Annotated in this window: 27 protein-coding genes, 1 tRNA gene and 2 pseudogenes; 19 read left to right on the forward strand and 11 right to left on the reverse strand. The window is 73.0% G+C overall.

Features of this window, described 5'->3' with window-relative positions; all coding sequences use genetic code 11:
* Positions 1-54 precede the first annotated feature (54 nt).
* The 3 genes from LPU61_RS18475 to LPU61_RS18485 all read right to left on the reverse strand — a co-directional run bounded on the left by LPU61_RS18475 (position 55) and on the right by LPU61_RS18485 (position 3,735).
* On the reverse strand, positions 55-1,824 hold the full coding sequence (locus LPU61_RS18475) for a tetratricopeptide repeat protein (protein WP_229405619.1): 1,770 nt from the start codon (positions 1,822-1,824) through the stop codon (positions 55-57).
* 443 nt (positions 1,825-2,267) lie between these two features.
* The gene (locus LPU61_RS18480) at positions 2,268-2,648 is read right to left on the reverse strand and encodes a hypothetical protein (RefSeq protein WP_052503584.1); all 381 of its coding nucleotides are present in this window, start codon (positions 2,646-2,648) and stop codon (positions 2,268-2,270) included.
* Positions 2,649-3,663: 1,015 nt separating this feature from the next.
* Positions 3,664-3,735, reverse strand: a tRNA-Lys gene (locus LPU61_RS18485).
* Positions 3,736-4,140: 405 nt separating this feature from the next.
* On the opposite strand from LPU61_RS18485, the pseudogene argS reads away from it, so the two are divergent.
* Positions 4,141-4,616 (forward strand): annotated as a pseudogene (gene argS / locus LPU61_RS18490) (arginine--tRNA ligase); the annotation flags it as partial.
* Between the two features lie 478 nt (positions 4,617-5,094).
* Here argS and LPU61_RS18495 read toward each other — a convergent pair.
* The 4 genes and pseudogenes from LPU61_RS18495 to LPU61_RS18510 all read right to left on the reverse strand — a co-directional run bounded on the left by LPU61_RS18495 (position 5,095) and on the right by LPU61_RS18510 (position 8,233).
* Positions 5,095-5,544 carry a SitI3 family protein gene (locus LPU61_RS18495; RefSeq protein WP_043961265.1) on the reverse strand — a complete coding sequence of 150 codons (450 nt, stop codon included), beginning with the start codon at positions 5,542-5,544 and terminating at the stop codon, positions 5,095-5,097.
* Between the two features lie 15 nt (positions 5,545-5,559).
* Positions 5,560-5,959 (reverse strand): annotated as a pseudogene (locus LPU61_RS18500) (hypothetical protein).
* A 194-nt stretch (positions 5,960-6,153) separates the two neighbouring features.
* Positions 6,154-6,681 (reverse strand): DUF6244 family protein, encoded by a 528-nt coding sequence (locus tag LPU61_RS18505; protein ID WP_043963713.1) that lies wholly within the window; start codon positions 6,679-6,681, stop codon positions 6,154-6,156.
* A 1,267-nt stretch (positions 6,682-7,948) separates the two neighbouring features.
* Entirely contained in the window at positions 7,949-8,233 is a 285-nt protein-coding gene (locus LPU61_RS18510; protein WP_229405620.1) for a helix-turn-helix domain-containing protein, read from the reverse strand.
* 167 nt (positions 8,234-8,400) lie between these two features.
* Between LPU61_RS18510 and LPU61_RS18515 the strand changes: the two genes are divergently transcribed.
* Positions 8,401-8,793, forward strand: coding sequence for a helix-turn-helix transcriptional regulator (locus tag LPU61_RS18515; protein WP_158499147.1), 393 nt, complete (start codon positions 8,401-8,403; stop codon positions 8,791-8,793).
* 53 nt (positions 8,794-8,846) lie between these two features.
* Here the strand turns inward: LPU61_RS18515 and LPU61_RS18520 are convergent, their stop codons facing one another.
* Positions 8,847-9,527 carry a substrate-binding domain-containing protein gene (locus tag LPU61_RS18520; protein ID WP_229405621.1) on the reverse strand — a complete coding sequence of 227 codons (681 nt, stop codon included), beginning with the start codon at positions 9,525-9,527 and terminating at the stop codon, positions 8,847-8,849.
* Between LPU61_RS18520 and LPU61_RS18525 the strand changes: the two genes are divergently transcribed.
* Positions 9,510-9,743, forward strand: a complete 234-nt coding sequence (locus LPU61_RS18525) for a hypothetical protein (protein ID WP_229405622.1) — start codon at positions 9,510-9,512, stop codon at positions 9,741-9,743. The genes LPU61_RS18520 and LPU61_RS18525 overlap by 18 nt on opposite strands.
* Positions 9,744-9,987: 244 nt before the next feature.
* Positions 9,988-11,520, forward strand: coding sequence for a serine/threonine-protein kinase (locus LPU61_RS18530; protein WP_043961263.1), 1,533 nt, complete (start codon positions 9,988-9,990; stop codon positions 11,518-11,520).
* Positions 11,521-11,538: 18 nt separating this feature from the next.
* On the opposite strand, the gene LPU61_RS18535 is transcribed toward LPU61_RS18530, so the two are convergent.
* Positions 11,539-12,075, reverse strand: coding sequence for a hypothetical protein (locus LPU61_RS18535; RefSeq protein ID WP_043961262.1), 537 nt, complete (start codon positions 12,073-12,075; stop codon positions 11,539-11,541).
* A gap of 170 nt (positions 12,076-12,245) precedes the next feature.
* On the opposite strand from LPU61_RS18535, the gene LPU61_RS18540 reads away from it, so the two are divergent.
* From LPU61_RS18540 to LPU61_RS18550, 3 genes are all read left to right on the forward strand, one after another.
* The gene (locus tag LPU61_RS18540) at positions 12,246-12,503 is read left to right on the forward strand and encodes a hypothetical protein (RefSeq protein WP_229405623.1); all 258 of its coding nucleotides are present in this window, start codon (positions 12,246-12,248) and stop codon (positions 12,501-12,503) included.
* Between the two features lie 335 nt (positions 12,504-12,838).
* On the forward strand, positions 12,839-13,330 hold the full coding sequence (locus LPU61_RS18545) for a hypothetical protein (protein WP_043961260.1): 492 nt from the start codon (positions 12,839-12,841) through the stop codon (positions 13,328-13,330).
* A 242-nt stretch (positions 13,331-13,572) separates the two neighbouring features.
* The gene (locus LPU61_RS18550; RefSeq protein ID WP_043961259.1) at positions 13,573-14,196 is read left to right on the forward strand and encodes a phosphatase PAP2 family protein; all 624 of its coding nucleotides are present in this window, start codon (positions 13,573-13,575) and stop codon (positions 14,194-14,196) included.
* A 31-nt stretch (positions 14,197-14,227) separates the two neighbouring features.
* On the opposite strand, the gene LPU61_RS18555 is transcribed toward LPU61_RS18550, so the two are convergent.
* Positions 14,228-15,016: an A24 family peptidase gene (locus LPU61_RS18555; protein ID WP_308102573.1), complete on the reverse strand. Its 789-nt coding sequence runs from the start codon at positions 15,014-15,016 to the stop codon at positions 14,228-14,230.
* Positions 15,017-15,616: 600 nt separating this feature from the next.
* Here LPU61_RS18555 and LPU61_RS18560 point away from each other — a divergent pair.
* From LPU61_RS18560 to LPU61_RS18615, 12 genes are all read left to right on the forward strand, one after another.
* Positions 15,617-16,156 (forward strand): hypothetical protein, encoded by a 540-nt coding sequence (locus LPU61_RS18560; protein ID WP_229405624.1) that lies wholly within the window; start codon positions 15,617-15,619, stop codon positions 16,154-16,156.
* Entirely contained in the window at positions 16,150-17,148 is a 999-nt protein-coding gene (locus LPU61_RS18565; protein ID WP_229405625.1) for a hypothetical protein, read from the forward strand. Before LPU61_RS18560 ends, LPU61_RS18565 begins: the two co-directional genes overlap by 7 nt.
* Complete coding sequence (locus LPU61_RS18570) at positions 17,145-17,804, forward strand: SAF domain-containing protein (protein ID WP_229405626.1); 660 nt, start codon at positions 17,145-17,147, stop codon at positions 17,802-17,804. The genes LPU61_RS18565 and LPU61_RS18570 overlap by 4 nt, the downstream gene beginning before the upstream one ends.
* Before the next feature lie 2 nt (positions 17,805-17,806).
* Entirely contained in the window at positions 17,807-18,607 is an 801-nt protein-coding gene (locus tag LPU61_RS18575; RefSeq protein ID WP_043961256.1) for a hypothetical protein, read from the forward strand.
* A complete protein-coding gene (locus tag LPU61_RS18580; RefSeq protein ID WP_043961255.1) occupies positions 18,597-20,183 on the forward strand; it encodes a CpaF family protein in 1,587 nt (528 codons plus the stop codon). The genes LPU61_RS18575 and LPU61_RS18580 overlap by 11 nt, the downstream gene beginning before the upstream one ends.
* Positions 20,132-21,085 (forward strand): type II secretion system F family protein, encoded by a 954-nt coding sequence (locus tag LPU61_RS18585; RefSeq protein ID WP_374199691.1) that lies wholly within the window; start codon positions 20,132-20,134, stop codon positions 21,083-21,085. The genes LPU61_RS18580 and LPU61_RS18585 overlap by 52 nt, the downstream gene beginning before the upstream one ends.
* Positions 21,085-21,948, forward strand: a complete 864-nt coding sequence (locus tag LPU61_RS18590; protein ID WP_043963708.1) for a type II secretion system F family protein — start codon at positions 21,085-21,087, stop codon at positions 21,946-21,948. The genes LPU61_RS18585 and LPU61_RS18590 overlap by 1 nt, the downstream gene beginning before the upstream one ends.
* Before the next feature lie 28 nt (positions 21,949-21,976).
* Complete coding sequence (locus LPU61_RS18595; protein ID WP_043961253.1) at positions 21,977-22,186, forward strand: hypothetical protein; 210 nt, start codon at positions 21,977-21,979, stop codon at positions 22,184-22,186.
* The gene (locus LPU61_RS18600) at positions 22,186-22,779 is read left to right on the forward strand and encodes a TadE/TadG family type IV pilus assembly protein (RefSeq protein WP_374199692.1); all 594 of its coding nucleotides are present in this window, start codon (positions 22,186-22,188) and stop codon (positions 22,777-22,779) included. The genes LPU61_RS18595 and LPU61_RS18600 overlap by 1 nt, the downstream gene beginning before the upstream one ends.
* The gene (locus LPU61_RS18605; protein ID WP_043963704.1) at positions 22,776-23,255 is read left to right on the forward strand and encodes a TadE/TadG family type IV pilus assembly protein; all 480 of its coding nucleotides are present in this window, start codon (positions 22,776-22,778) and stop codon (positions 23,253-23,255) included. The genes LPU61_RS18600 and LPU61_RS18605 overlap by 4 nt, the downstream gene beginning before the upstream one ends.
* A 140-nt stretch (positions 23,256-23,395) precedes the next feature.
* The gene (locus tag LPU61_RS18610) at positions 23,396-23,767 is read left to right on the forward strand and encodes a hypothetical protein (RefSeq protein ID WP_229405841.1); all 372 of its coding nucleotides are present in this window, start codon (positions 23,396-23,398) and stop codon (positions 23,765-23,767) included.
* A gap of 16 nt (positions 23,768-23,783) precedes the next feature.
* Positions 23,784-24,989 (forward strand): LysM domain-containing protein, encoded by a 1,206-nt coding sequence (locus tag LPU61_RS18615; protein ID WP_229405628.1) that lies wholly within the window; start codon positions 23,784-23,786, stop codon positions 24,987-24,989.
* Positions 24,990-25,271: 282 nt separating this feature from the next.
* On the opposite strand, the gene LPU61_RS18620 is transcribed toward LPU61_RS18615, so the two are convergent.
* Complete coding sequence (locus LPU61_RS18620) at positions 25,272-26,123, reverse strand: Rieske 2Fe-2S domain-containing protein (protein ID WP_229405629.1); 852 nt, start codon at positions 26,121-26,123, stop codon at positions 25,272-25,274.
* Between the last annotated feature and the right edge of the window lie 86 nt (positions 26,124-26,209).

Genomic DNA, 26,209 nt, shown 5'->3' on the forward strand with positions numbered 1-26,209 from the left:
CACACCCGCTGGGTCGCCGGAACCCTCCACCACCGACGGACCGCACCGAACGCGCTACGGCTCGCCCGCGCCGCCGCCCGCCTCGTCGACCAGGCGGAGCACGTCGGGCAGCCGGGGAGAGCCGAGCCGGGTGAAGACGTCGGCGGCCTCCCGGTAGTGCTGCCGTGCGGCCTCGTCGTCGCCGCGCCGCCGGGCGATGCGGCCGAGCAGCACCACCGCCTCTGCCCGCTCGCTGTCCGACCCGAGGTCGGCCATCCGGCGCACCGCCTCGGCGGCACAGCTCTCTGCGGCGGCCAGATCACCGAGCCCGAGGTGGGCGCCGGCCAGCCCGGACAGCACCCGCGCGGCGTTGTACGGGTCGACCTCGGACAGCCCGGCGAAGATCTCCCCGGCCTCCACCAACAGCGGTAGCGCGTCGGCGGGTCGACCGGTCGTGGTCAGCAGCATGCCCAGGTTGAGGCAGGACAGGCCCACGCTCCGTACGTCCGGCAGCGCCCGCCGCCCGGCGAGCACCCGGGCGTACGCCTCCGCCGCCTGTTCTGCACGGCCGGTGTCGGCGTAGAGGGTGGCCAGGCCCTCCTCGGCGTCGACGACCCCCTGGGCGTCGCCCGCCTGGCGGTACCGGTCGACCGCCGCCCGCCCGTGCTGCTCGGCCGCCTCGTAGGCGCCGACCCGGCTGCAGGCCCGGGCCAGCCGCTTGAGCATGTCCGCCTCGGCCCACACGTTCCCCCAGGCCCGGGCCGCCTGCACGCCGCGCTCGTCGATCTCCAGCCGGTCCCGGTAGTTCTTCACGTAGAGCAGCAGGGGCCACATCACGTCGCTGAGCTGCCAGGCCAGCTCGTGGTGCCTTAGGCCGAGGGCGACCCGGCCCGCCTCCATGAGGTTGCCCCGCTCCCGATCCAGCCAGGCGAGGGCGGCGGCGCGGTCGGCGAACTCGGGTGGCCCGTCCAGGGGTCGCAGGAAGGCGTACGGCAGCCGCCGCCGGTAGGGAGTCACCACCAGGTCCGCCCGGCGGGCGGCGGCGAGGTAGAACTCCAGCATCGTGCGCACCACCGCCTGCCGGTCGGCCTCCGGGTCGTGCTGCTCCGCCACCTCGCGGGCGCAGAGCCGAAGGAGGTCGTGATACCGGAAGCGGTCCTCGGACACCTCGTCCAGCAGGCTCGCGTCCAGCAGCTCGCCCACCAACGCAGCCACCCGGGCCGCGTCGCCGGGCCCCGCGCCGGCCACCGCCGCGACCAGATCCACCCCGAACTCCGCCCCCGGGTGCAGGGCCAGCCTCCGGTACAGCACCGACGCCTCCGGCGTCAGCGCCTGGTACGAGAACTGGAACGTCGTCCTGACCGACACACCGTCCACCGTCGAGAGCCGGGCCAGCCGCTGCGCCTCGTCGGCCAGCTCCGCGACCATCCGTCGGAGTGTCAGCTTGGGACGGGAGGCCAGCCGGCCCGCCGCCACGACGAGCGCGATGGGCAACCCGCCGCAGATCGCCGCCAGTTCCTCGGCCGGCCCGGACTCCCGCAGGATCCGCTCGGGGCCCACCGCCCGCCCCAGCAACTCCACCGCCTGCGTGGTCGGCAACGGACCCACGTCGAACAGGCGGGCCCCGTCGGGCAACAAACCGGTCAACCGACGCCGGCTGGTCACCACCACCGCCGTGGACGTCGAGGCCGGCAGCAGGTGCCTGACCTGGCCTGCCGAGAACGCGTCGTCGAGCAGCACCAACAGGGACCTGTTCGCGGTCACCGTTCGATAGAGGGCGACCTGCTCGGCGAGATCCACAGGGATGCGGTCCGGCGCCACCCCGAGGGCCCGGAGGAAGGCCACCAGCGCGACCCCTGGGTCCAGCGGCCGGTCGCCGCTGAAACCCCGCAAATCGGCATAGAGCTGACCATCCACGAATTGGTTCCGCCTGCCGTGGGCCCATTGTCTCGCCAGCGCCGACTTACCCACGCCGCCGGGCCCGCACAGCACCGCGACGCTGTTTCCGCCCTCAGCGAGAAGGCTGTCCAGTGCTGACAACTCACTCAGCCGGGCGGAAAAGTTCGGCGACGGGGCGGGCAGTTGCCGGGGAATTGGATAACGATCAGCGGGAACGCCGTTGAAATGCACACCGCCGTGAATTACGCCAGCCTGGATGCTCGACCCGGACACATAACCCGACTGCTCGTTCGACGCGGCGAACGGCATCTTGTCCCCGGCCCCGCGGAAATCTTTTCCCAATCGCCGCGCCCCCATACGCCTCGCCGCACGCCCCATTCCGGCAGGCCCTAGAAGATGATGTCTCCCTGCACGTCACGCGCCTGAACGACCCTCTCGGCCGTCCCGCTGAAGTGGTTCACCACCTGACCCTGAACAGCGACGACGCCTGCCCTCGACAACCTGCGCCACTCTTCGTCGAGGGCAGTGGCGAAGTCGGGGTCCCGAGCCATCACGTCAGCCAACGCCGAGGCGAGAGCGGCCTGCCGCCAACGCTCCTGTGGGTGCTCGATCGCGGCTTCAAGAACAGCCGATTCCTGCGTTCCCGCCCCGAACCGGGCACGGACCAGTTGGAACAGCGAGCCGATCGCACTGCGGGCACCGGCCGCGAGCGCCTCCGCCCCCTTGGTCGACAGCGCCGTGGCGACAGCAAGGACTACCTGATCCTCCACACGCGCCCCCCGAATCAGGATTCACATAGACGTTTGGCGTTTCAGGTTTCGATCAGCCTAACGCATTCAGTCAACAGCTCCGAGCCTTCGACAAGCACCACAAAGCAGCAGATTTTATCCATTTGCCAACAGAATCGCACGAACCAAGAAATACGGCATAGCACGCAAACGACGCTTTGCGATCATTTCGGACAGACGGCCGCCCACCTTCCGACAGATCGACTTACCGCCCCCGAGGCGATAACGTCCCCCCTCATGATCCAAGCAATGCTGGCAGCGCTGGCCATTGCAGGCCTCGCCACCAAGTTATCGGTACTTCACTCGGAGTTAGCACCTAGCTTCACTCTGCACATGCCCGATACGGAGACAGTCCTAGTGTATTCATCATTTTGGTACAAGTGGGTCACTTCCACTGGGGCACATGTCATGGATCTGCTGATGAACTCAATAACGTTCTGAAAGCTGTCGACTACTTAACGCAGTTGCAGCGATTGCGTTACGTGTGCGCTGCCGGCCGTGGCCGGCAGCGCACACCCTCTATCGAGCTACCCAGCCCGGCTTCTCGCCGGCATGGCGAGACGACGCCCGGTTCCGACCGAGAGAGGCCACCCCCGCCATCGTCGGCGACCGGCGCCACGGCCCAGGGAGTACGGGCACCGGTCTCGCTGACGAAGCTGCCGGACTTCCTACCGCGTCTGCATCGCCCGCAGCCCGCTGCGGCACGATCGAACGCGACATCGACAGGGGCGACATTGAGGCCCGGTGGTCGAGCGCGGTCCCTGTCCTCGATCAAGCGACCGGATGCCACCTGCGATCCTCGAATACCCAACGCGCATGTACGGCCTTTGGCAGCACCAGGCCCGCCCAGGCTGGCGGCGGCGCACCGCGTGCCCCCGTGGCCACCAACCGGGCGAGTGCTCGCCGCCGCCCGTACAACAAAGCCCAGAAACCCGACAATGCTCGCGCGAAGGGCTGCGACATGAGGTGACGGCGGGATGTTCTCCCAGCTCAACGGTGGGCCGCCTGGGACTCGAACCCAGAACCTAAGGATTAAAAGTCCTCAGCTCTGCCATTGAGCTAACGGCCCGCTGAGCCACAGATTACCCGAATGCCTCCTCGCGGTCGGGGTCCGCCTGCGAGCCGCGGCTCGGTACGGCCGGCCGGGGTCACATGCTCCTCGTCCCGGCAGTTCGCGTCAGCGGCATCGCCGACGTGTCGCCCGAGGAGGCGGCCCCATGCTGGCCGCTCTCCCGAGACATCCCGCGTTTCCACTGGCACATCGTTCCGCGGTACCTGGGCGACGACTTCAACAGCGCCAAGTCCTCCGAGGTGCCCCCGAGCAAGCTTGCAGCTCACGGCGAAGCTTGGCAGCACCTTGTCAGACGAGGCGGCGACGAGCTGGCCCTACGGTTGTGGCGGCTGCTGGCCGCCGAGTCGGAGAAGCACTTCCTGACCGTCTACGACCAGCTCGGCCGACCTGCCCGAGGCGGCCATCGCCGACGTCGCCCGCGCGGTCGGCATCGGCGCCATCAAGTACGCCGACCTGTCCACCGACCGGATCCAAGGACTACGTCTTCGACTGGCAGCGGATGCTCTTCCTCGACGGCAACACCGCCCCGTACCTCCAGTACGCCCATGCCCGGATCCGGTCCATCTTCCGCCGCGCCGGGATCGGGCAGCCCACCGTGGCACCGATCTCGATCACGCACCCGGCCGAGCACGCCCTCGCCCTCGAACTGGTCAACTTCGGCGCCGTCGTCGCCGACGTCGAGCAGAGCCTGGAGTTCCACCGGCTCGCCGGATACCTGCACACCCTCGCGGCCACCTTCAGCGGCTTCTACGAGCACTGCCCGGTCCTGCGCGGCCAGCGAAGTACGCGATAGCCGGCTGGCCCTGTGTGAACTCACCGCCCGAGTCCTGCACCAAGGTCTGCACCTGCTGGGCATCACCACCCCGGACCGCATGTAACCGATCCTCGGCCTCACCACGTGTGCTCGCCGGACGGCAGGTCTACTACCGAGCTAACTCCGCACTGAATCGTGCTTTCTGCGGGACCGAGTCCCAAATGGCGGCGCGAGGCGGCCGAGGTTGGTGCCGAGGATCTCGTCGCTGAGCCGGAAGACCTCAGGTGCCCATGGTCCGACCCGGCCACCACCTGGGAGCCGGGCGGTGGCAAGGGTCGTGGTCAGCAGCCAACCTCGTGGGGACGGGCTGATGACGAGGCTTCCGTCTGCGTCGTTGCTTGCGGCGGTGACCAGTCGGTCGCCATCCCAGCGAACCCACGCCTTCCGAGGGGCTCTCTCGTCTGCAGACGTGGCCGCACCGAAGATCGTGCAGGTGCTGCCGATGGAAAACAGCATCCGCACGTGCCCATCCTGCCCGCCATCCGCTCCGGTCGGTATCGGCAGCGCTACCCGCCCTTCTGGCTCGCGCTGCGGTATCGCAGCTACAGGAAGATGTCGTTGATGCCGTAGTTGTCCCACCAGGCGTGACGGTGTCTTCGCAGGATGCCGGCGATGCGGGTGAGGAGCAGCCAGTTGCCGTTCAATACCAGTGCGGCGTCCTCCGGCCGGCCGGCGAGCACGCGGGCCACGGCCCTCACCATGTCGGGCACCGACCTACCGGACGGGTCGTCCTTTGGCATGTGGAAAACGAGGTTCACATGCCGGTCGGGTTCCCACTCCCACTGGGTGCCGTCGTCGTCTTCGGCGTCGAAGTAGCCGTCGCTGCCGCCGTAGATGCTGACCGTGTACCCAGACGTGTCCTGAAGGTCCGCGCCGAGCAGCCGTGGATAGCCGGGCAGGGCCGACTCCTCGAATCCTTCCGGCGAGACGAGTTCGGCCACCCGTTCCAGTGGGATGTCTCCCGCCAGCGTCAATCGGTACTCGATAGCCACGTGCCGCCCGCCTTCTCAGTCTCGCCGTACGAGTTGAATGATCTCACCGCCGCGGGTCACCGCAGCGAGCTCTTTTGAGCTGGTGGATCGGCCAGTCGTCGAACTGCTTCTGGAGAGCGGCGAGGTCACCGCGCCAGTCCCGCAGGTTCAGCACCACCCGTTGGGTCTGCTGGCTAGCCACCTTCCCCGACACCTCCGTCCAGATGCCCCGCACGGCCTTCGCCGGATTCGGTGCGTAGCAGTCGAAGACGTGGCCTTCGATCAGATAGTCGGGGTCCTTGTCCGGCTTCCCGACGTCGCCGGTGTTCAGCCGCGCCTCGGCGATCTCCCGCTTAGTCGGGTTCTGGTGGACCCGGTAGCCCCGCTCCGCGACCGTGTCGGCGCACGCGTTCTCCAACTCCAGCGACCGCCGCACGCTCTCGTCCTCCTGCGGCGGGATCCGCGTTCGTGGTCCGGTTGGTGATCCGCCGGGGACGCCGGTGGGTTGCCTGGCCCACGGGGTGGGGCCACGCCCAGCGGAGGTGTCACCGTCGAGGCTGGTAGCTGGACCAGCCGGGGCGCTGGTGGCGGACGGGGGCGGGCTGGTCGGTGCGGGACCGCCAGCCCCGGTCAGTTTCCCGAGGAGCCGAGTTGTCGCGCCTCGGCGATCGCCGCCTCGACGTGCTGACGTGCGATGCCGGTGCGCTGGACCACCAGGACCAGGACCTGCTTGATGCCGTCCAGGGCCTGGAGCAGTGGGCCGGGCTGTCCACCCTGGAGGATCATCGCAACGAGTTGCTGTGCCTCACCGACCTGGGTGATGATGCCGGTCGTGGCGTCGCGGGCGCTGTCCACGGCGGCCAGCACGGGAGTCAGCCCGGCGATCGTCTCCTGCGGGGTGGCTTCGTGCGGGACGGCCGCAGTCGCCTTCGTCGCCTCCCCGATCGAACCGGAAAGGCTGCCCAGACCGCCCTGGATTTCCGTGATGGTGCTGCCGACCCGGGTCATGCCCGCCGCTACCGCGACGAAGCCGGCACCCGCGGCCCGCAGCGCCACTTCCTGCGCCTGGTTTCGGGCAGCGGCCATCAGACCCTGCGCACGCTCGACGCCCGTCATCAGCGCACGCAACTCACCGGTGATCTTCTCGATATGCGACACGAGGCCGACTTTCCGATCGAAGACAGAGACCACTGAAGCTACCGGGGCGTCCTCACGGCCACCAGAACCCCATCGGGGCCGACGGGTGCTCCACAGGTGCTCGTATGTCCCCGACACGGACGGATTCACGGCGCGAATCCTGGACGTCGACCTCGACCCACCCTCGCCCGGCTGCAGTAGGCGACACCGGGGGCGACAGTCTCCCCCGGTGTCGTCAGCAAGCGTTGGGCTCACCTTCGACGTCGGCTGCACTGCCAGCAGTCGCCTACGCCGCCTAGCCGGTCCGGGCCCTTAGTCGAGGAGACCACTGGCGCGGCGGGAGAGTGCGGCGAGCCGGTCGTCGGCCCGCTCTCGGCGGGCTCTCACCCGGTCCTTACCCTCTGCCGCAACGCCCGCCGGCACTCGCCGGGTCTGGCGCAGCGCCCTGGGTAGTGCAGTCGAATGTGGACAAGGCGGCGTCGCGGACGTCGATTGCCTGGCGGCGCATGATGACAGGTCACCGCCACGACGCGATCCTTCGATCGTGGGCAATGTCACACGGCGTTGCATGGTGCAAATTGCAACTAGCGACAAGCGCGCCGCTGCATTTCGTCAAACGTGTCCGTTACAAGGAATATGAGACGTTTTGTGGGGGTGGGAAGCAGGATTCGACCCGAATGTCAACGTACAAACCGTGTGGCAAGACGGTGAGGGAATAGTCACGGCGACCGGCGACCCCCGGGGCGATGCCCGCGTTTCCGTCGCAACGTCCGTCACTCCCGCCCCTGCTGAGCGTTGAGTCGAACGCGGAGGGGAGTACGTAAACCTTCTTCGGGGCACCGGTGTCCGAAGAAACTGAAAGGCCTGAAGGCCCCAACGAGACAAGCCCCGCCCGTCCCGGGAGGCAGCCAGCACCCCGAGACGGCACGGTCCGAGCAGTGGAGGCGCTGGCCACCGCGTTCGAGCTTGCAGCAGTAGTGCTGGAGGCCCGGGGAAGCGGTGGCCCTGCTGACGCAGCCAGGGCCACCGCCCATCTGCTACGCCTGATCGCCGCACTCGCAAAGTTCAACGATCAGAGGTAGCCGCTCCCGGTGCGGGGCCGGCGCATGCCGGCCCCGCACCATTCTCAGCATCCAACGAGGACGCTTCAATAACGACGCGGCACTCTCACAAATATGCACTGACGTGCGAAAACATATGACTGTGAACCAGATGGCCGCCCGCCGATCGGGCATAGCGTGCAGTCACCTCCGGGCCACACCTGCCGGAGGCGGCACTGTGTCATGGGTCAGGACGGCGGTCGCGCGCGATGTGCACCCGGACCGCGCACCGGACCGGCGCCGCCGGCACGGGGTGGATCACCTCGCCCCCTTTCAGAGCCGGCGACGGTGTGGGCCTCGATGTAGGCATGAAGACTTCGGAGCGGGATGCGGATGCTGCCGTTCGGCCCGTCGCCCTTGATCGCTTCCAGTGCGCCGGCCCCGATGTAACGCCCGACGCTCCATCGGGAGACCCGGAGGACGTCCGCGACCTCCTGGACGGTCAGGAAGCGGTCTGTGTCCAACTCCGTCATCGAAGACCACCTTGCATCGAATCGCAGCGCATCCGTGCGCTACAAGATGCTAGTCGACGCACGAATCCGATGCAAAGCAATGCGGGACGAACACGGCGGCAGTTCGTGACCTGTGCCCTCGCCGCCGGGACTATGTCCGGATCATGCAGTCGTGCTACAACATGCACGTGACTCAGGGGCCCGAAAGGGGCGTGGCGTACGACTTCTGGTGGCGCGTGCGCCACGAGCAGGGCGCACGCGGCTGGACGGACGAGGAGCTACGCGCCCGAACCGGCATCGCCCGCACGACGGTCGACCGCCTCCGGGGTGGGAGGCGGCCACCCACCGCCCGCGTCGTCAATGCCCTCGCGGACGCCCTCGACATCGACCTTACCGAGGCGCACCGGCTCGCCGGTCGCACGCCGGTCCCGCCGGCCGCCCCCACCGACGGGGAGGGCACGCCCCGGGTGAGCGCCCGCGAGGCGATCCTGCGGGACCCGGCCTACACCGACCAGCAGCGCAGGACGATGCTGGATCTGCTCGACATCTTCGAGCAGGCCAATCGCAGCCGCCGGACCTGAGCACGGCCGGGCGGGCGTCGGCCCGTCGGTCGCCTGGTGGGCGGGTGGTCGGCTCACGCCCCAGGCGCCGGGCCGGTCGATTGGCGCAGCACGACGTGGTTGAGGCCGGGCGGGTGTACCAGGCTTTCCGGCTCCTCGCCTCTCAGGAGGGCGAGGAGCCGCAGCATCGCCTCACGGCCCTGCCGTTCCCGGTCGACCCGGACGGTCGACAGCGCGGGCCGCATGTACCGGCCGATCTCCTCGTCGTCCCAGCCGACGACGCTGATCTGGCCGGGCACGTCGATGTGCAGGCTCTGTAGCCCCTGGATGACCCCGAACGCGACCCGGTCGTTGGCGGCCAGCACGGCGGTGGCTCCGCACCCGGCTATCACCGTGGTGGCCGCCTCCCAGCCGGAGCGTACGGTCCAGTCGCCGTCGACGACCGCGCAGGAAGTGAGGCCGAGTTCCGCGACGGTCGCCTCGTAGACCGTGCGGCGGTTGCGGGCGGAGGCCCACAGGTCGGAGCCGGCCACGTGCACGAAGCGGCGGTGTCCGTCGGCGGCGAGTCGGCGCACGATCTCGGCCATCGGCGCGGCGTCCGCCAGCAGGCCCTGGGCCCGCATGTTGTCGTCGTACTCGCCCTCGACCAGCACCGGCACGGGAAAGGACGTGAGGTCGAGGCCCGCCATGCAGGTGGCGAGCGGGGCGAAGGCCAGGATGCCGTCGATGTTGTCGGGATGCAGCAGCGTGTGCATCCGGTCGGCCCTGGCGGAAGCGTCGCCTTCGAGCCCCACGACGTCCAGCAGGTAGCCGGACTCGTGGGCCGCGTCGGCGGCACCGTTCAGCAGCCGAGTGGGCTGTCGCTGTCCGCCGGCAACCACACCCTGCGGGCCGTGGTGGTCGGGAAGAACGCGGGTTCCACCGGTTACAGCATGGTCTTCGACCGGTTCGACCTGGTCAGGGTCGGCTAGGGCGCTGCCCCGGCACCGGATACGGGTGGCGGACGGCGGGTCGACCCGGTTCTCCGGTCGACCCGCCGTCCGTTCCGGGGCCGGGGCGCGTCCGCGGGCGGCGTCGCGGCCCGCCCGGGCGTGGACGGCATCGACGCCGCTGCGTGGGCGAACGATAGGCTGCGGGCGGCGTTCGAGCGGCCTGAGGAGAACGGGTGGTTGGCAACATGGTTCGCGCAGTGGTCGCGGCCTGCGGGCATCCGGCGTGAACGACGGGCTGCGTCCCGGCGACCCGGCCCGACTCGGTGGGTACGAGCTCCTCGGCCGGCTCGGCGACGGTGGCATGGGCAGCGTCTTCCTCGCCCGGTCGCCGCAGGGGCGACGGGTGGCGGTCAAGGTCGTCCGGCCGGAGCTCGCGCACGACGACGTGTTCCGGGCCCGGTTCCGCAGCGAGGTGAACCGGGCCCGCCAGGTCCCGCCGTTCTGCACCGCCGAGGTCCTGGACGCCGACCCGGACCACGACCCGCCGTACCTGGTGGTGGAGTACGTCGAGGGTCCCAGCCTGGCCCAGCTGCTCCGGGAACACGGGCCGCTGGGCGCGGCGCAACTGCACAGCATCGCGGTCGGGGTGGCCACCGCGCTCACCGCGATCCACGGCGCCGGGGTGATCCACCGGGACCTGAAGCCGGCGAACGTCCTGGTCGCGCCGGGCGGGATCCGGGTCATCGACTTCGGCATCGCCCGCGCGTTCGAGGCGACCAGCCAGCACACCCGGACCAACCAGCTGGTCGGGACGGTGTCGTACATGGCTCCGGAGCGGCTGGACACCTCGTCCGGCAAGCCGGCCGGCCCGGCCGCCGACATCTTCGCCTGGGGCGCCCTGGTCGCCCATGCCGCGACCGGTCGCAACCCGTTCGGCGGTGACTCCGCCACCTCCATCGCGATGCGGATCCTCACCCAGCCCCCGGACCTGGCGGGCCTCGGCGGGCCGCTGCGGGAGCTGGTCTCCCGGGCGCTGGAGAAGGACCCCGCCGCCCGGCCCACCGCCCGGGAACTGCTCGACGGGCTGCTGACGGCAGCGGACCAGGGGTCGCTGTCGTCGGGGTCGGGCACGGCCGGACGCACGGGCTCGAAACGGCGTGGTTGGCTCACCGGGCTGGGCGTGACCGCCGCGGTGATCGCGGTGCTGGTGCCCGCCGCCCTGTTCGGCCCGCGGCTGCTGGGCCCGTCCGACCCGGACCCCACCGGGTCGAACACGGTCGGCGGGCCGGCGACGACCGGGCCGGCGTCCACCACGCCGACACCCGCATCGGGTACGCCGACCGGGTCGCCGTCGTCCGCCGGGGCCGACCGCACTCGGGCCATGCTCGCCGGCCAGCGGCGCATCCTGCTGCACGTCGTGGAGATCGACCGTGACCTCTCGCTGCCGTACGACGGCAAGGTCCACGTCGGCGACGGCACCGGCAAGGACGCCGTCTTCGTGCTCGAACCGGTCGGCGTCGACTACATGATCAGATCGCTGAACCCGGAGATCGCGCACCAGCCGTGCCTCGGCGTCAAGATCGATTCCGCGGGGTACGCGTCGCTGGTGGGCACCGACTGCCAGCCGACCGACGCCACCCTGTTCGGGATCACCCGCGAGGGCAAGGACGACAAGGGGCGCACCTCCTACTCCATCATCAGCGAGAAGTACGGGGTGGTGCAGTGGAGCCCCAGCCAGAAGAAGATCTACGTGGAGGTCCTCGGCGACGCCCCGGTCGGCACGACGTTCAGCCTGGTCGACCGAGGCGCGGCCTGACCAGGGGACGTGGCGGGCTCAGCTCGCGCTCGTGGGGCCGAAGAGGGGATCCGCCGGGCCGGCGGTGACCGGCTCGGCGTGGTGCTCCGGCGGCGGGAGCTGCCTCGCCGGCTGGCGGGAGTACAGGCGTACGCCCGCCTCCCCGCGCCGTGCGGCAACGGTGAGGGTGGCCATCCGCACCGGCTCCGGCGGTGCGGTGAAGCCCCGGGAACCCCACCGCACCCAGATCGGCACCCGCCCGGCGGCGGCCTCGGCGAGCAGCTTCTCGACCGTACGACGCCGGTCGGTGTGGTCGACCTCGATCACCACCGGCGGCGCGGCCGGCCGGGCGCAGGCGACGTCCACGACCGACTGTTGCCCGGACATCGGGGGCGGCAGCGGCACGACGCTGGCCGCCCGCCGGTAGACCCGCCACCCCTGTGCCGCACCCCAGTCGGCGATCGTGTCGACGAGCAGCTCGGTGACCCGCTCGGTGGTGAGGTCGACGAAGGTGAGGGCGGCGAGCCGGTCGGACAGGTCCCCGGCCAGGCGCGCTCCGTCGTCTGGGTCGCTCATCGGGCCCGGCCCACCGCTGCACCGTCGTGGTCCGCGGCGGCGGGTCGCCCGGTCACGGCTCGTCCGTCATCGGCATCCCCGCACGATAGCCACCGCCGCCACACCTACGCCATTGATCGACAGACGACTATCATCAGCGCATCCAGCCCGCTCGATCGAGAGGTGCCTCAGTGAAGAAGCTCGTGCGGAACGCCGTGGTGGCCACCCTGCTGACGGTCGCCGGCACCACGGCGGTCGTGGCCAGCCCGGCCCACGCCCTCCCCTACCCGGGGGCCAACGAGAGCATCACCATCATCTACTACTCGGACGCCAGCAGGACCGTGGAGGTCGGCATGGTCGTCTACGGCAACTGTCTCGACGACTTCCAGTACGGCATCCGCACCGCCTACTCGACCATCAACCGCGTCACCTGCCCCGGGGACCTGTAGGGGCTCGGGTGGGGCCCGACGACGAGCCGGGCCCCGCCCGACGGCAGCCCTCCGGCCCGGCCGGGCGGCTCAGCGGCGGACGCCCACCCCGCCGAAGCCGTGCGACACCCCCGCTCGCGGCTCGCCGTCCGGACGCCAGCACGGCGTCCTCCACGGGAGCGGTCGGCGCCCGCCACCCGGGCAGCCCGCCGCGAGCGCGCCCTGAATGTCCAGCTCCCCGCGTGGCTGCCCACAGGCCCATCGTGTCGTTGATCCGGTTGTGTCCGTCGACCACCCGGGCGACGGTGGGCTGCGGGTGCCGGCCAGGCCGGCGCCGCGAGGTCGAGGAGGTCGCCATGACCCGCCAGCGGGAAACCGTCGAGGTCGATCCGGTCCTGTTCCGCGCCGTGTACGACTCACCGGCCTCGCTGCCCGGCCGACACCGCTGGGTCACCCCCGAGCACGACGTACGCCGGATCGAGAAGCTGCTCGGCATGCCGGCGCGCAGCATCGGCGCGCCGCTGTGGGTCAGCGGCGACGAGCCGGACTGCCCGAAGTGCGGCCGGCGGATGACCTGGCTGGACATCGTCTCGTCGGCCCTGCACGGGGTGCACGACCCCGCGATGATCGCCCGGGTGATCCTCGGCGACCGCCGGTACGTCAACACCGAGGTCCCGGACGCGATCCCCGGCGTGCACTGCGTCGACTGCCGGACCCCGATCGACGGGCTGCGCAGCTTCAAGTGCCACAACTGGGCGTACGCCTTCGAGGCGCTGGAGGACGTCGTCGAGCGGATGTCCGGCGTGGTGCAGCACCCCGTCCCCGGCCCGGCCGCACCCCCGGCGTAAGCCGCCTCGCCCGGGTGCAAGAAGGGGACCCTTCTCTACCGTATGCGTCGACAAGGGGCCCCTCCTTACCTCCGGATGCCGCGTGACGGCCTCGGCCGCGCCGCGCAGGTTGCGCCGCGCCATCAGGTTCGTGAAGAGGTTCGTCGTCGACCAGGGCGGCCTACTCGTCTGGGCCGGTGACGCCGGTCAGTTTCCTGGCCTGGGGTCGGGTGAACAGCAGATGAACTTTGGTAGGGTGAATCATGATCAACGCTGGTTTGTCATCGATTCCACCCTTCAGCGATGGTCTGTACCACGACGTCGTCAGCTTCGCCGACGGCACGCCCGAGCCGGTCCAGTGGTTCGCCGCGCACTTCACCGAGTGGTCGATCGTCCTGCTCGGCCTGCTCCTCGTGGCCGCCGCCCTGCCCAAGCTGGGTGCCGGGCCGCGCAACCTGGCCCTCGCCGTGGCCGCGCCGGCCACCGTGGTCCTCGCGTACGGCGGCAGCGAGCTGCTCAAGACCGTCGTGGACCAGGACCGCCCCTGCCGCGTACCGACCGACCTGTTGATCATCGCCGAGCGGTGCCCGCCCGTGGGGGACTGGTCCTTCCCGAGCAACCACTCCACGATCGCCGGGGCGCTGGCGACGGCGATCGTCCTACTCTCCCCCCGGCTCGCCTGGTACGCGGTCCCGCTGGCCGTGCTCGCCGCGTTCTCCCGCGTCTTCGTCGGGGTGCACTACCCGCACGACGTGCTCGCCGGCCTGCTGCTCGGCGCGCTGGTCACCGGCGTCGGCGCCCCGCTGCTGGCGCGGCCGGCGGCCGAGCTGCTGCGCCGGCTGGCCCGCCCGGTGAAGGGAGGGCCCGCGCGTAGCGCGGGCGCGTAGCGGGAGGCGGGTAGCGCGGGAGGCGGCTCGGTCAGCGGGCCAGCAGCAGGGCGGCGACCGCGCCGAGGGCGAGGAACGGGCCGAACGGCAGGTGGCTGGACCAGCGGACCCGGCGGGCCAGCAGCAGCGCCAGGCTGGTCAGCGCGGACAGCGTGAACGTCACCAGCAGGCCGAGGACGAGGACGGGCCAGCCGTACCAGCCGAGCAGCGCGCCCACCCCGAGCGCCAGCTTGGCGTCGCCGAGGCCGAAGCCGCGCCGCCCGAGCAGCAGGGTGGTGGCGGCGAAGGCCAGCGCCAGCCCGGCCCCGGCGAGCGCGGCGCGCAGCCAGGGGGCGATCCCCGCCGAGGTCGCGGCGGCCACGCCGTAGAGGGCCAGGACTCCGGCGGCGGCCGGCCAGGTGAGCCGGTCGGGCAGCCGGTGCACGGCCGCGTCGATCAGCACGAGGGGCACCGCGCAGCAGAGCCACCAGGCGAGGGCCGCCCGTTCGGCCGGCGCGGCGGGCACCGCCACGAGCACCGCCAGCGCCGCGAGGGCGGCCAGCTCGACCGCGCCGGCCGGTGCGCCGACCCGGGCCCGGCAGCCGCCGCACCGCGCCGCCGGGCTTAGCGCGGGCCAGGGCCGGTCGAGGCCGAGCGGCGTGCCGCAGCGCGGGCAGGCGACCCGGTCCGGCTCCCCCGGCGGTACGGCGTACCGGGCGACCGCGAGGCGGAGCAGCGGCGTGCCGGCCAGCAGGGCCGTCAGGCGTACGCGAGAAGGCCGGCCCGGCGCGGGCGGCGCGAGGGTCGGGTCGGGCGGTCGCCGGAGCCGCTCCCCGGTCACGACCGGCTCCCGGACCTGGACACCCCGGGGCGGGGCGACACGGTGAGTAGTTCTCGGTTGGCCGACGTGTAGCGGATGGTGCGGAATCCGACGGCCGCGCATCCCACCGGGCCGCCGGTCGGGTGGGATGCCCGCCCGGCGGTGATCCCCCGCCGGGCGGGGGGCAATTCGGGCCTACCCGCCTGGAGCGGGCCAGCATTCGAGCCGAACGGACCAACCGCCGTCGACGCTCCGACACTGTGACGGGGGTCACCGTACAGCAGCGGAGCGCGACACGGGGCATCGACGCCCGCCATCCGTGATCACCGCCGTCCATCACCCAGCGTATTCGAACAGATTGCCTCTGTTGCATCGCCAGGCGTCAGCTTATGCTCGCCCCTTGAGTGCGACGCAACCCCAGCATGAGGCGTCGGAGGCCACAGAAGACATCGGTGCACGGCTCTTAGAAGATCAGCACAGGTAAATGCGGCGGTGAACCGAGGGGCCCGGATGAGTTGATCCGGCCGCGCTGCCGCACGCCCGGAGACGGTCGGTGCACCGCCCGCCCCGGGTCGCCAGCGAGGAGGCACGGCGTTGCGAACACGGCGCCCCGGCCGATGGATGATCTTACTGGTCACGGCCCTGACCGCCACGCCGGTGGCTGCGTGCGGCGCGAAGCCGGAAGCCGCCGCGCGGCCCCAGGCGACGGCAGGGCCGAGCGCCACCGCGACCCATTCCGCGGCCGAGGAACGGGCGGCCCGGGAGGCGGCGCTCGCCGCCTATTCCGGATATCTCGCGGCATCACGGGCGGCGAGCCGGCGCAGCGATCCGCGCCACCCGGAACTGGCGAAATTCCTGGCCGACCCGTTGTTGACCAGGGTTCGACTGGCAATTCGCGAAGCTAAGGAGCACGGTGCCGTGCGTACCGGAACTTTCGTTTCCGACCCCACCGTCACGTCGGTGAGCCTGGACTCCGTCCCCGCCACCGTCGAGATCCAGGACTGCCTGGACACCACCGGCTACCGGCTGGTCGACGCCAAGACCAAACGGGTGGTACCCGGCTCGGGCGGCGGTCGGCACCTGGCCACCGCGACGGCCACCCGGTACCACGGCCGTTGGCTGATCAACTACGGCGCCGGCCACGAGGACCAGCCGTGCTGACCCGGTGGGGTCGCCGCGCGGCTGGTGCCGCCGCTCGCCCGACGCGACCGCCCGCCGCCCACCCGGGGCTGCCCTCCGCACCCCGCCCCGGGCGGCTGCTGGCCGCGATCGGCCTGGTCCTCGCGCTCGCCGTCGCGGCGGCACCGCCGACCGCCACCGTCGCGGCGGCCCGCGAGGGCGGCATCGAGTGCCCCATCGGCCAGAACGACTGCGACGTCTGGGACGACGACCCGGGCACCCCGGGCAACCCGGGCGGCGGGGACCCCGGCGACGGCGACGGTTCGAGCGGCGGCAGCGGCACGTGCCAGTGGAAGGGCAGGGTCCTCCCCTGCTACGACGAGGATCTCGGCTGGTTCAACAACGGCAACGGCTGCTACTACAGGCTGTCGGATCCACAGCGGGAGGACACCCCCGAGGGCATGCAGTGGTACACGGCGACCTGCAACGGCGGCGACCTCGGCAGCGTGCACGAGGAGTTGCTGGACGCGCCGCCGCCCGGCTACGGCACCCCGCCCGACCCGGAGGAGTTGGCCCGCCGGGCGCTCGCCTCGATCTCGCTGCTGCCGCCCCGGGCGACCGTCGCGCCCCGCAAGCGCATCGGCTCCGGGCTGGTCGGCCTCCCGGTGTGGATGTGGGCGAGCCCCGGCAAGGCCTACTTCGGCCCGCTGGAGGCCTCGGCCTCCGACCGGGGCCTGACGGTGAGTATCGAGGCGAAGGTCGACGACATCGTGTGGGACATGGGCAACGACGACGAGGTCACCTGCCACGGCCCCGGCACCCCGTACGACCCGCAGGGCCCGGGTGCCGGCGGCCGCTCCCCGGACTGCGGCTACGCCGGCTACGCGAAGGCCGACACGTACGAGGTCTTCGCCACGACCCACTGGACCGTCCGCTGGAGGGCCACCAACGGCGTGCGGGGCGAGATCCCGCAGACCCGCCAAAGCGGCACCATCCAGGTCCAGATCGACGAACTTCAGGTGGTGACGCGGTGAGTCTCGCTACGCGCAACGGGACCGGGCAGCCGGTGGACGCTCCCGTCGCCCCGCCCCGGGTCGTCCGGCAGCGGCGGGTCCGGCCCGGCCTGCTCGGCCTCGCCGTGCTGCTGATCGCCCTCGGCGGCCTCGGCGCGGCGTTCGCGGTCACCTCCGTGCGGGCCACCGGCAGCTACCTGGCGGTCGCCCGCGCCGTCGAGGTGGGCCGCACGCTCGGCGCGGACGACCTGGTCACCGTGCAGGTGGCCGGCGGCCAGGGGCTGCGGCCGGTGCCGGCCGCCCAGCTCGACGACGTGGTCGGCATGCGGGCGGCCGTCGCCCTCACCCCGGGCACCCTGCTGACCCTCGGCCAGCTCACCGACGATCCGCTGCTCGGCCCCGGCCAGCAGCAGCTCGCGCTCGACCTCGCCCCGGGCCGGGTGCCGGCGAAGCGGCTGCACCCCGGCGACCGGGTGCTGCTGGTCAGCACCCCGGACCGCAGCTCCGGCGGGCAGCCCGCCTCCAGCACCCGGTTCGAGGCGACCGTCATCGACACGGCCACCCCGAGCACCAGCAGCGTGGTGGTCTACGTCGCGCTCACCGCCCGGGACGTGCCCGCCGTGGTGGCGCTCGCCGCCCAGAGCCGGATCGCGGTCGTGCTGACCCGGGCGGCCTGAGCATGGCGATCATCGCGCTGGTCTCGGCCAAGGGCTCGCCGGGCGTCACCGCGTCCGCGCTCGCCTGCGCCCTGACCTGGCACCGGCGGCTGATCCTCGCCGAGTGCGACCCGGCCGGCGGCTCGATCCTCGCCGGCTACCTCGGCGGTGCGCTGGACGGGCCCCGGGGCATCGGCGAGCTGGCCGTCGGGGAGTTGCGCGACGGCAGCCTGGAGACGGCGTTCTGGTCGCAACTGGTCGACCTGGACGCCCCGCGCCGGGAGCGGCTGCTGCTGCCCGGCGTCGTCGACCCGGCCCAGGCCGGCAGCGTCGCCCCGCTCTGGCAGCGGTTCACCGACTTCTTCCTCGACCTGGAGCGCGGCGACCCCCCGTACGACGTGCTTGTCGACTGCGGCCGGCTCCAGGTCGCCGGCCCGCCGTGGCCGATCCTGCGCGCCGCCGCCGTGGTCCTCCTGGTCACCCGGGCGCGGCTGCCCGACCTCTCCGCCACCCAGGCCATGGTCCGGGCGATCGAGCGGGACTTCACCGAGCACCGGGTGCCGCCGGGCACGCTGCGGCTGCTGCCGGTCGGCGACGGCCACGGTCGGGGCGAGATCAGCAAGGCGCTGCGGCTGCCGGTGATCGCGCGGCTGCCGGACGACCCGCGTACCGCGGAGGTGTTGACCCTCGGCGGGACCCTGCGGGCCGGACGGCCGCTGATGCGCGCGGCCGGCGCCCTGGAGGTGCCGGTCCGGGCGCTGCTGGACCGCCGCCGGGCGCGGCTGGCCTGGCCCGTCACCCAGGGGGTGCCGGGTGCGGTTTGAGCCGGTGTCGCACGACCCCCGGGTGGCGCGGCAGCCCGCCGCGACCTCCATCGCGCCGCCGCTCGCCCCCGCGTCGGGCGGCCCCCACCCGCCACCCGCGCCGACCGGCGGCGGCCACCCGCAGCCCGCGCCGCCGGCGGGGGCCGCGCCGGCCCCGCCCGTCGCGCCGGCACCGCCCCGACCCCGGGTCGACTTCGCCGTGGTACGCGAGCTGCGCCGCGAGCTCAGCGAGCGGCTCACCCTGTGGCAGCGCGGTCGGGAGTTCGACGCCGACGCCGAGGACGTCGAGCGGGCCCGGCTCGCCGTCGCGGTCGTCGCCGAGTACGCGGACGCGGTCCGCCGGGCCGGCACCCCGATGGCCGCCGGGGAGGAGCGGCTGCTGCTCGACCAGGTGACCGCCGAGCTGGTCGGCCTGGGGCGGCTGCAGACGCTGCTGGTCGACGGCACCATCGAGGAGGTGCACATCCTCGGCTGCGACCAGGTGCGCATCACCCGGCACGGCGGCGGGGTCGACTGGGCCGACCCGATCGCCGACAGCGACGACGAGTTGGTGGAGATCCTCCAGGCGGCGGCCCGCCGGGCCGGGGCGACCGAGCGGTCGCTGTCCACCTCGAAGCCGACCCTCGACCTGCAGTTGCCCGACGGCAGCCGGCTCGCCGCGGTCTTCCTGGTCAGCCACCGCCCGTACGCGGTGATCCGCAAGCACAACACCCTCGAAGTGAGCCTCGACGACATCGCCGGCGGCCGGGGCGACCTGGACGAGATGATTGACCCGCTGCTGCGCGACTTCCTCCGGGCGTCCATGCGGGCCGGGCTGAACATCATGGTCGCCGGCCTGGCCGGGGCCGGCAAGACCACCGTCATCCGGGCGCTGATGGACGAGATCCCGGCCGACGAGCCGTACGTGCTGCTGGAGGAGAGCCGGGAGCTGCTGCCCACCCGCCGGGGGCACAAGCACCGGGCGGTGATGAGCTTCGAGGCCCGCGAGGGGCACGGCGAGCGCGGGCTGGACGGCCGTCCGGCCGGCGAGGTGAGCATCGCCGACCTGATCCCCGTCTCGCTGCGGATGGGCGTGCTGCGGATCATCGTCGGCGAGGTGCGGTCCCGGGAGATCGTGCCGATGCTCCAGGCCATGACCACCAGCCGGGGGTCGATGTGCACCATCCACGCCCGGTCGCCGGGCGGGGTGGGCGAGCGGATCGTCGAGCTGGCGCTCTCCCACGGCCGGGAGATGACCGTCGACCAGGCCCGCCGGATGGCCGGCAACGCCCTCGACCTGATCGTCTACGTCACCGTCGAGGACGAGACCGCGATCGGCGGGCGCAAGCACCGGTTCGTCTCCCACGTGGAGGAGGTCATCGGCGTCGGCGAGGGCAGCCGGATCACCACCACCACGGTCTTCGGTCCGGGCCCCGACGGCCGGGCGGTCCCCCGGCACCTGCCGGAACGCGTCCGCGACCAGCTGCTGCGGGTGGGCTACGACGCCCGGCTGCTGGGCCGGTGGATCGACGCCGGCACGGGGGCGTGGCGGCGGCCCCGGCACACCCGGCTCGGGGCGCGGACGGTGGCCCGGTGACCGCCGACATCGAGCTGATCGCGGTGGTCTCCGGCGCGGCGTGCGTGGCCGGCCTGGTGCTCGCCGTCGTCGCGCTGGTCGGCACCACCCGGCCGGCCGGGCCGGCCCCCGGCGCGGGACCCGGCGGCGGGCTGAGCCGGCTCTGGCTTGGCTCCGGCACGCCCCGGCAGCGGCGCAACCACCAACTCCTGCTCGGCGGGGCGGTGCTGGCCGGCGCGCTGGCGTTCCTGCTCACCGGGCTGCCGGTGGTCGGCCTGCTGGTCGCCGTGGCGGTGCCCGGCGCGCCGTGGCTGTTCTCCGTCGGCCGGGCCGAGCAGCGGGCCATCGCCCGGATCGAGGCCGTCGGCGAGTGGACCCGCCGGCTCAAGGACGTCTCGTCGACCGGTCAGGGCCTCCAGCAGGCCATCCTCGGCACGCTGGCCACCGCCCCCGCGGAGATCGAGGAGGAGGTACGCCTGCTCGCCGCCCGCCTCCAGGCCGGCTGGCTGGCGAAGTCGGCGCTGCTCGCGTTCGCCGACGAGATCGGTGACCCGGTGTGCGACCAGGTCGTGGCGGCGCTGATCCTGCACCTGTCCGACCGGGGCGAGCGGCTCGGCGACGTGCTCGGCTCGATCGCGGGTGCCGCCGCCGCCGAGGTCGCCACCCGGCGGGAGATCGAGGCCAAGCGCACCCAGCCGCGTTTCGCGGTGCGCTTCCTCACCGGGATGACCCTGCTGACCATCGCGTACGGGCTGGTCAACACCGACTACGTCCGCCCGTACGGGACGCCGGTCGGGCAGCTCGTGATGCTCGTGCTCGGCGCGGCGTTCGTCGGGCTGCTGGCCTGGGTGCGGTCGATGAGCCAGCCGCCCCGGCCGGCGCGTTTCCTGCCCGCCCCCGACCCGGCGGAGGCGATCGGATGATCCTCAACTGGCACCTCACCCTGGCCGTCGTCGGCGGGGCGGCGGTGGGCCTCGGGCTGTTCCTGGTGGTCCGGGAGGCCCTGCCGGCCGCACCGGCGCTCGGCCCCGCCCTGCGCCGGCTGCACCAGCCGCCGGGCACCGGCCGGGCCACCACGGGGCGCGGGCCCGACTGGATCGGCGGGTTCGCCCGCTGGCTGCGCCCGCCGCACCGGCAGCTCGCCCTGCTCGACCGCACCCCCGAGCAGTACGCCTTGTCCCTGCTGCTCTCCGCCCTGGTGGGGCTGGCCACCCCGACCTTCCTCGGCGCGGTGCTCTTCCTCGGCGGCGTGTCCGTGCCGCTGGCCGTGCCGCTGCTGGGCAGCCTCGGCATGGCGTTCGTCGCCGCCCTGATCGCGCACCGCAGCGTGCTGACCCGCGCGGACGCCGCCCGGGACGAGTTCCGCCAGGCGGTCTGCACCTACCTGGACCTGGTGGCGTTGCAGCTCTCGGCCGCACACGGCCCCGTGCAGGCCCTGGAGCGGGCCGCGACGGTCTGCGACGGCTGGGTGTTCGACCGGATCCGGGAGTCGCTGCGGATCGCCCAGATGCAGATGCACTCGCCGTGGGACGAGCTGCGCGAGCTGGCCGACCGGATCGGCATCCCGGAGCTGGGCGACGTCGGGGCGATCATGCGCTCGTCGGGCAGCGAGGGCGCGCAGGTGCACGACACGCTACGCAGCCGGGCCGACTCCCTGCGCGACCAGATCCGCACCGACAACCTGGCCCGCGCCGAGGCGATCACCAGCCGGCTGGACATTCCGGGCTCCCTGCTGGTCTTCGTGCTGCTCGGCTTCGCCGTCTATCCGTTCCTCGCCCGGTTGTGAAACCCCTCCCCCTCCGAAGGAGCATCTCATGCACCTCATCACCTACCTGCACGTCGCGCTGACGACACGGCTGGCCGAGCTGCGCCGCGACGGCGAGCGGGGCGACAGCCCCGTCCCGACTGCGGTGATCATCTTCGGGCTGGTCTTCGTGGCGATGGCGGTAACCGCGCTCGCCCTGGCCAGGGCCAACGACTGGATGAGCAACATCCCGACCCACCAGGACCCGACGGCACCGTAATGACCCACCGCCCCACCCGCGTGGACCGGAGCCGGTCGGCACCCGCCGACCGGCCCGCCGGCCTGCGCCGCCACGGGTCGCCCCGGCCAGGGGCCGGTCTCGGCCGGCGGGCCCCGTGGCGGCTCGGCGACGGCGTACGGCTCGGCCGGCGGGCCCAGCGGCAGCTCACCAGCGGCGTACGGCTGGGCCGGGCGGCCCGGCGGCGGCTCACCGGGGGCGGGGCGGACCGGGGGGCCAACCCGGTGGAGCTGGCGGTGGTGATGCCGGCGATCCTCGTGCTGCTCTTCGCCTCGATCCAGGTCGCCGCCTGGTTCGTCGCCCGCGCCACCGCACTGAACGCCGCGCAGAGCGCGGTCAACGCCCAACGCCTGTACGAGGCCCCCGCCGGGGCCGGCGAGGCGCGGGCGGTCGACTTCCTCACCGCCGCCGGGGACTGGCTGGTCGGCTGGGACCAGCCGGGGCCCGCCTGTGTCACCACCCTCGCCGAGGTCACCTGCACCGTCAGCGGGGACTCGTTGTCGGTCATCCCCGGCGTCAGCTTCCCGGTGCGCCAGACCGCGCACGGCACGGTCGAACGGTGGACGACCGGATGAGCCGCCGCCGTCGCCCCGCAGCCGAGCGCGGCTCGGTCGCCATCGAGGTGGCCGTCCTCGCCCCCGCGTTCATCGGGCTGATGGTGCTGGCCGGCGTCGCCGGGCGTACCGCGATCGCGCAGGAGGCGGTCCAGTCGGCGGCGCACGACGCCGCCCGCGCCGCGTCCATCTCCCGGGACGCCGAGACCGCGCGCGATCGGGCCCTGGCCGCCGCGCAGAGCCAACTCGACTGGCAGCGGGCCAACTGCGCCGGCCAGCCCACGCTCACCCTGCGCGGCTCGGTGGGCGGCTCGCCGGTCAGCTTCGCCGAGGCGTTCGACAGCGGCCCCGGCACGACGGCCGCCGTGACGGTGCAGGTCACCTGCACGGTCACCTTCACCGACATCGACCTGGCGCTGCTGCCCGACATGGCGGGCAGCCGGACGATCTCGGCCAGCTTCACCTCCCCGCTGGACCGCTACCGGAGCCGGTCGTGACCGCCCGCGCCCCCGGCGGAGCTGTGCACACCGCCCCCGCCGACGGTCCAAACGAGCGCCGGGCCACCACCCCCGCCGCCGGCCCGGGGCGCCGGTGGCGCGGCGACGAGGGCCGGGTCAGCCTGTTCCTGGCGGCGGCGATGATCGGCGTCCTCGCGATCATCGGCCTGGCCTTCGACGGCGCCGGGCAGCTCCGCTCCCGGCAACTGGCCGACAACCTGGCCGCCGAGGCGGCGCGCACCGGCGGCCAGTCCATCGACCGGGCGAAGGCCATCCAGGGCGGCCGCAAGGAGATCGACGAGACGGCGGCCAGGGCGGCGGTGACGAGTTACCTCGCCGCCGCCGGTGCCACCGACCACAGCGTCGAGTTCCCCGTCGTCGACGGGGAGAAGCTCATCCGCGTCCAGGTCACCGTCACCTACGACCGCTACCTGCTCGGCTTCTTCGGCTTCGGTGACGCCGTCACCGTCTCCGGCGAGGCAACCGCACGCGCCCTCACCGAGGGCTCCTAGGAAGGGAAGGCACGCCATGGCCGCACCGGGTCGCTCCGCCGCACGGCGGGTCGGGCAGGTACTCACCGGGTTCGGCGCGCTGGTCGTGCTGATCGCCGTGCTGGTCGGGGGGCCGGTGGCGTTGATCGCGTTCGCCGGGAACCCGCTGCCCGACCACCTGCCCAGCCTCGCCGAGGTCGGTGCCACGCTGACCAGCCGGGACGACGGTCAGCTCTTCCTGCGGGCGCTGGCCCTGGTCGGCTGGTTCGGCTGGGCCACGTTCGCCTTCTCCGTGCTCGTGGAGCTGGGCGCGCAGACGCTGCGCCGACCGGCACCCCGGCTGCCCGGGATGAGCCGGCAGCAGCGCGCCGCCGCGGCGCTGGTCGGCTCGGTGGCCCTGATCATCGCGGCGAGTCCGGCCGCCGCCAGCGCGGCCACCGTGCTGTCCGGCCCGTATCCCGCCGCCGCACCCGCCGCCGTCGCCGGGGCACCGGCGGCCCGCCCGGTCGCCGCGCTGCCGGTGGTCGACGCCCGGGCAACGACGCCGACGGCCGCCACGGCGGCCGACCTCCGGCAGGAGGCGGAACCGACGGTGTACCGGGTCGCCAAGGGCGACTACCTGGGCGAGGTCGCCGAGCGCTACCTCGACGACTTCGACCGCTACCGGGACGTGGCGAAGCTGAACCGGCTGGGCGACCCGGACCGCATCCGCCCCGGGCAGCTGATCACGCTGCCCGACGGCGTCCACGACACCGGGGCCCGCAGGCACGCGACCGGGAAGCTGGTGGTCCGGCCCACGACGCCCGCCCCCGGCGGTACGGTCACCCCCCGGCCGCCGTCGGCACCCGCCACCCCGCCCGCCGCCGACGCGCCGGCCGCACCGGGTGCGGCCCAGCCCTCGCCCACGCCGCCCTCGCCCACCTCGCCACGGGCCACCCGTCCCGCCCCCGGCCCCTCCGCCGCCCAGCCGCCGGCCGGCTCGTCGGCGGGAGGCTCGTCGCACGGCACCCAGCAGGTCGCCCAGCCGCCCTCCGGGCCGCAGCCCGCGATGGCCGCCGGAGCGTCCCGGGCGAGCGCGGGCGACCAGATGAACCGGCCGCTCGCCGTCTCGGCGGTGCTCGCCGTCGCCAGCATCGTCGGGGCGCAGATCGGGGCCGTCCTCGGGCTACGCCGCCGGCCGGCGGTCGCCAGGGCCACCAGCAGCGCACGGGCCCTCGTCACCGGCCGGCACCGCCGGGACTGACCCCCGAGCCGAGGCACGGCACCGAGCCGGGCCAGGCCAAGCCAAGCCGGGCCAGGCCAAGCCGGGCGGGCCGGGCGGGCCGGGCGGGCCGGGCGGGCCGGGGGGCGCATGATCGACTCCATGTCGCCGACATGGGGGCATCCGGTGCCAGGGAAACCGCCATGTCGCCGACATGGCGGCGGGCCGGCGGGCCAGCCCGTCCGGCCGGGCCACGCCGCCGGCCCGGTCCGGCGGTCCCCGCCAGGCCGGACCGGGCCCGGCCAGGCCCGGCGGGGCCCGGCCTCAGGGCAGCCTCGCCTCCAGGACCCCGTCGACCACCCGGGTCGGCAGGATCTGCTGGTCGTTCCCGGACGGCCCGTGCATGACCTCGCCTCCGTTGAGCCGGAACGCGCTCCCGTGCCACGGGCAGACGACGCAGGCGTGTCCGTCGATCTCGGTGACCTCGCCCTCGCCGAGCGGGCCGCTCTGGTGCGGGCAGCGCTCCAGCATCACCGTGACCTCGTCGCCGTGCCGGTAGAGGATCACCGAGACGTCGTCCACCTCGCGGGTGACCAGCTTCCGCTGGGGCAGGTTGGCCATGTCCGCCAGCGGGTGCCAGCCCTCGCCGATCCGGTGCAGCTCGGAGATGCTCTGGTTGACCTGCGCCCCCTGCTTGTACGCGAGGTGCCCGCCGAGGTATGCCCCCGCGCTCGCCGCGCCCAGCCCGAGGTAGGCCAGCGCCCGCCCCGTCCCGTGCCGCCCGCGCAGCCGGGCCGCCAGCGAACCCGCGTACAGGGTCAGGCCGACGGCGTTGGCGGCGGCGTGCACCAGCCCGACGCGGCGCTGCTCCCGGGAGAGGGCCGCCCAGTCGTTCAGGCCGGCGATCGCCGCCGGGAGGGCGCTGACGGTGCCCAGCCCCACCAGGGCGGTGGCCGCCCGGCGCTGGCCGGGCATCAGGTCGAGTACGGCCGCGCTGATCCAGGAGCCGACCGGCACCTGCACCAGCGCCGGGTGCAGGGGGTGGCCGATGAAGACGCCGTGCAGCAGGTCGCGGACCCGCTGCGGGCGCAGGGTGGCCTGGACGCCGCGCTGCAGCCGGTCGCCGGCCCGGTCCAGGGCCGAAGCCTGTTCGAGTTTCGTCAAGAGTGCCCGCATTCCGTCCGACTTCCCGGCAGAAGCGGTCGCAAACCGGGCAGCCGTGCCGGGCGTCCGGCGTACGCGTGGGTCGCGCGTACGCCGGA

The sequence above is a fragment of the Micromonospora sp. NBRC 110038 genome (genome assembly GCF_020884815.1).
In the GTDB taxonomy this organism is placed as follows: domain Bacteria; phylum Actinomycetota; class Actinomycetes; order Mycobacteriales; family Micromonosporaceae; genus Micromonospora; species Micromonospora haikouensis.

What these genes read in the sequence shown, in the direction of transcription:
- LPU61_RS18510 (WP_229405620.1), bottom strand. Translation starts at nt 8,233, where the DNA reads ATGACGGAGTTGGACACAGACCGCTTCCTGACCGTCCAGGAGGTCGCG.
- LPU61_RS18525 (WP_229405622.1), top strand. Translation starts at nt 9,510, where the DNA reads ATGCAGCAGCGTGTGCATCCGGTCGGCCCTGGCGGAAGCGTCGCCTTC.
- LPU61_RS18520 (WP_229405621.1), bottom strand. Translation starts at nt 9,527, where the DNA reads ATGCACACGCTGCTGCATCCCGACAACATCGACGGCATCCTGGCCTTC.
- LPU61_RS18535 (WP_043961262.1), bottom strand. Translation starts at nt 12,075, where the DNA reads ATGAGCGACCCAGACGACGGAGCGCGCCTGGCCGGGGACCTGTCCGAC.
- LPU61_RS18545 (WP_043961260.1), top strand. Translation starts at nt 12,839, where the DNA reads ATGACCCGCCAGCGGGAAACCGTCGAGGTCGATCCGGTCCTGTTCCGC.
- LPU61_RS18550 (WP_043961259.1), top strand. Translation starts at nt 13,573, where the DNA reads ATGATCAACGCTGGTTTGTCATCGATTCCACCCTTCAGCGATGGTCTG.
- LPU61_RS18560 (WP_229405624.1), top strand. Translation starts at nt 15,617, where the DNA reads ATGATCTTACTGGTCACGGCCCTGACCGCCACGCCGGTGGCTGCGTGC.
- LPU61_RS18575 (WP_043961256.1), top strand. Translation starts at nt 17,807, where the DNA reads ATGGCGATCATCGCGCTGGTCTCGGCCAAGGGCTCGCCGGGCGTCACC.
- LPU61_RS18595 (WP_043961253.1), top strand. Translation starts at nt 21,977, where the DNA reads ATGCACCTCATCACCTACCTGCACGTCGCGCTGACGACACGGCTGGCC.
- LPU61_RS18600 (WP_374199692.1), top strand. Translation starts at nt 22,186, where the DNA reads ATGACCCACCGCCCCACCCGCGTGGACCGGAGCCGGTCGGCACCCGCC.
- LPU61_RS18605 (WP_043963704.1), top strand. Translation starts at nt 22,776, where the DNA reads ATGAGCCGCCGCCGTCGCCCCGCAGCCGAGCGCGGCTCGGTCGCCATC.
- LPU61_RS18610 (WP_229405841.1), top strand. Translation starts at nt 23,396, where the DNA reads ATGATCGGCGTCCTCGCGATCATCGGCCTGGCCTTCGACGGCGCCGGG.
- LPU61_RS18615 (WP_229405628.1), top strand. Translation starts at nt 23,784, where the DNA reads ATGGCCGCACCGGGTCGCTCCGCCGCACGGCGGGTCGGGCAGGTACTC.
- LPU61_RS18620 (WP_229405629.1), bottom strand. Translation starts at nt 26,123, where the DNA reads ATGCGGGCACTCTTGACGAAACTCGAACAGGCTTCGGCCCTGGACCGG.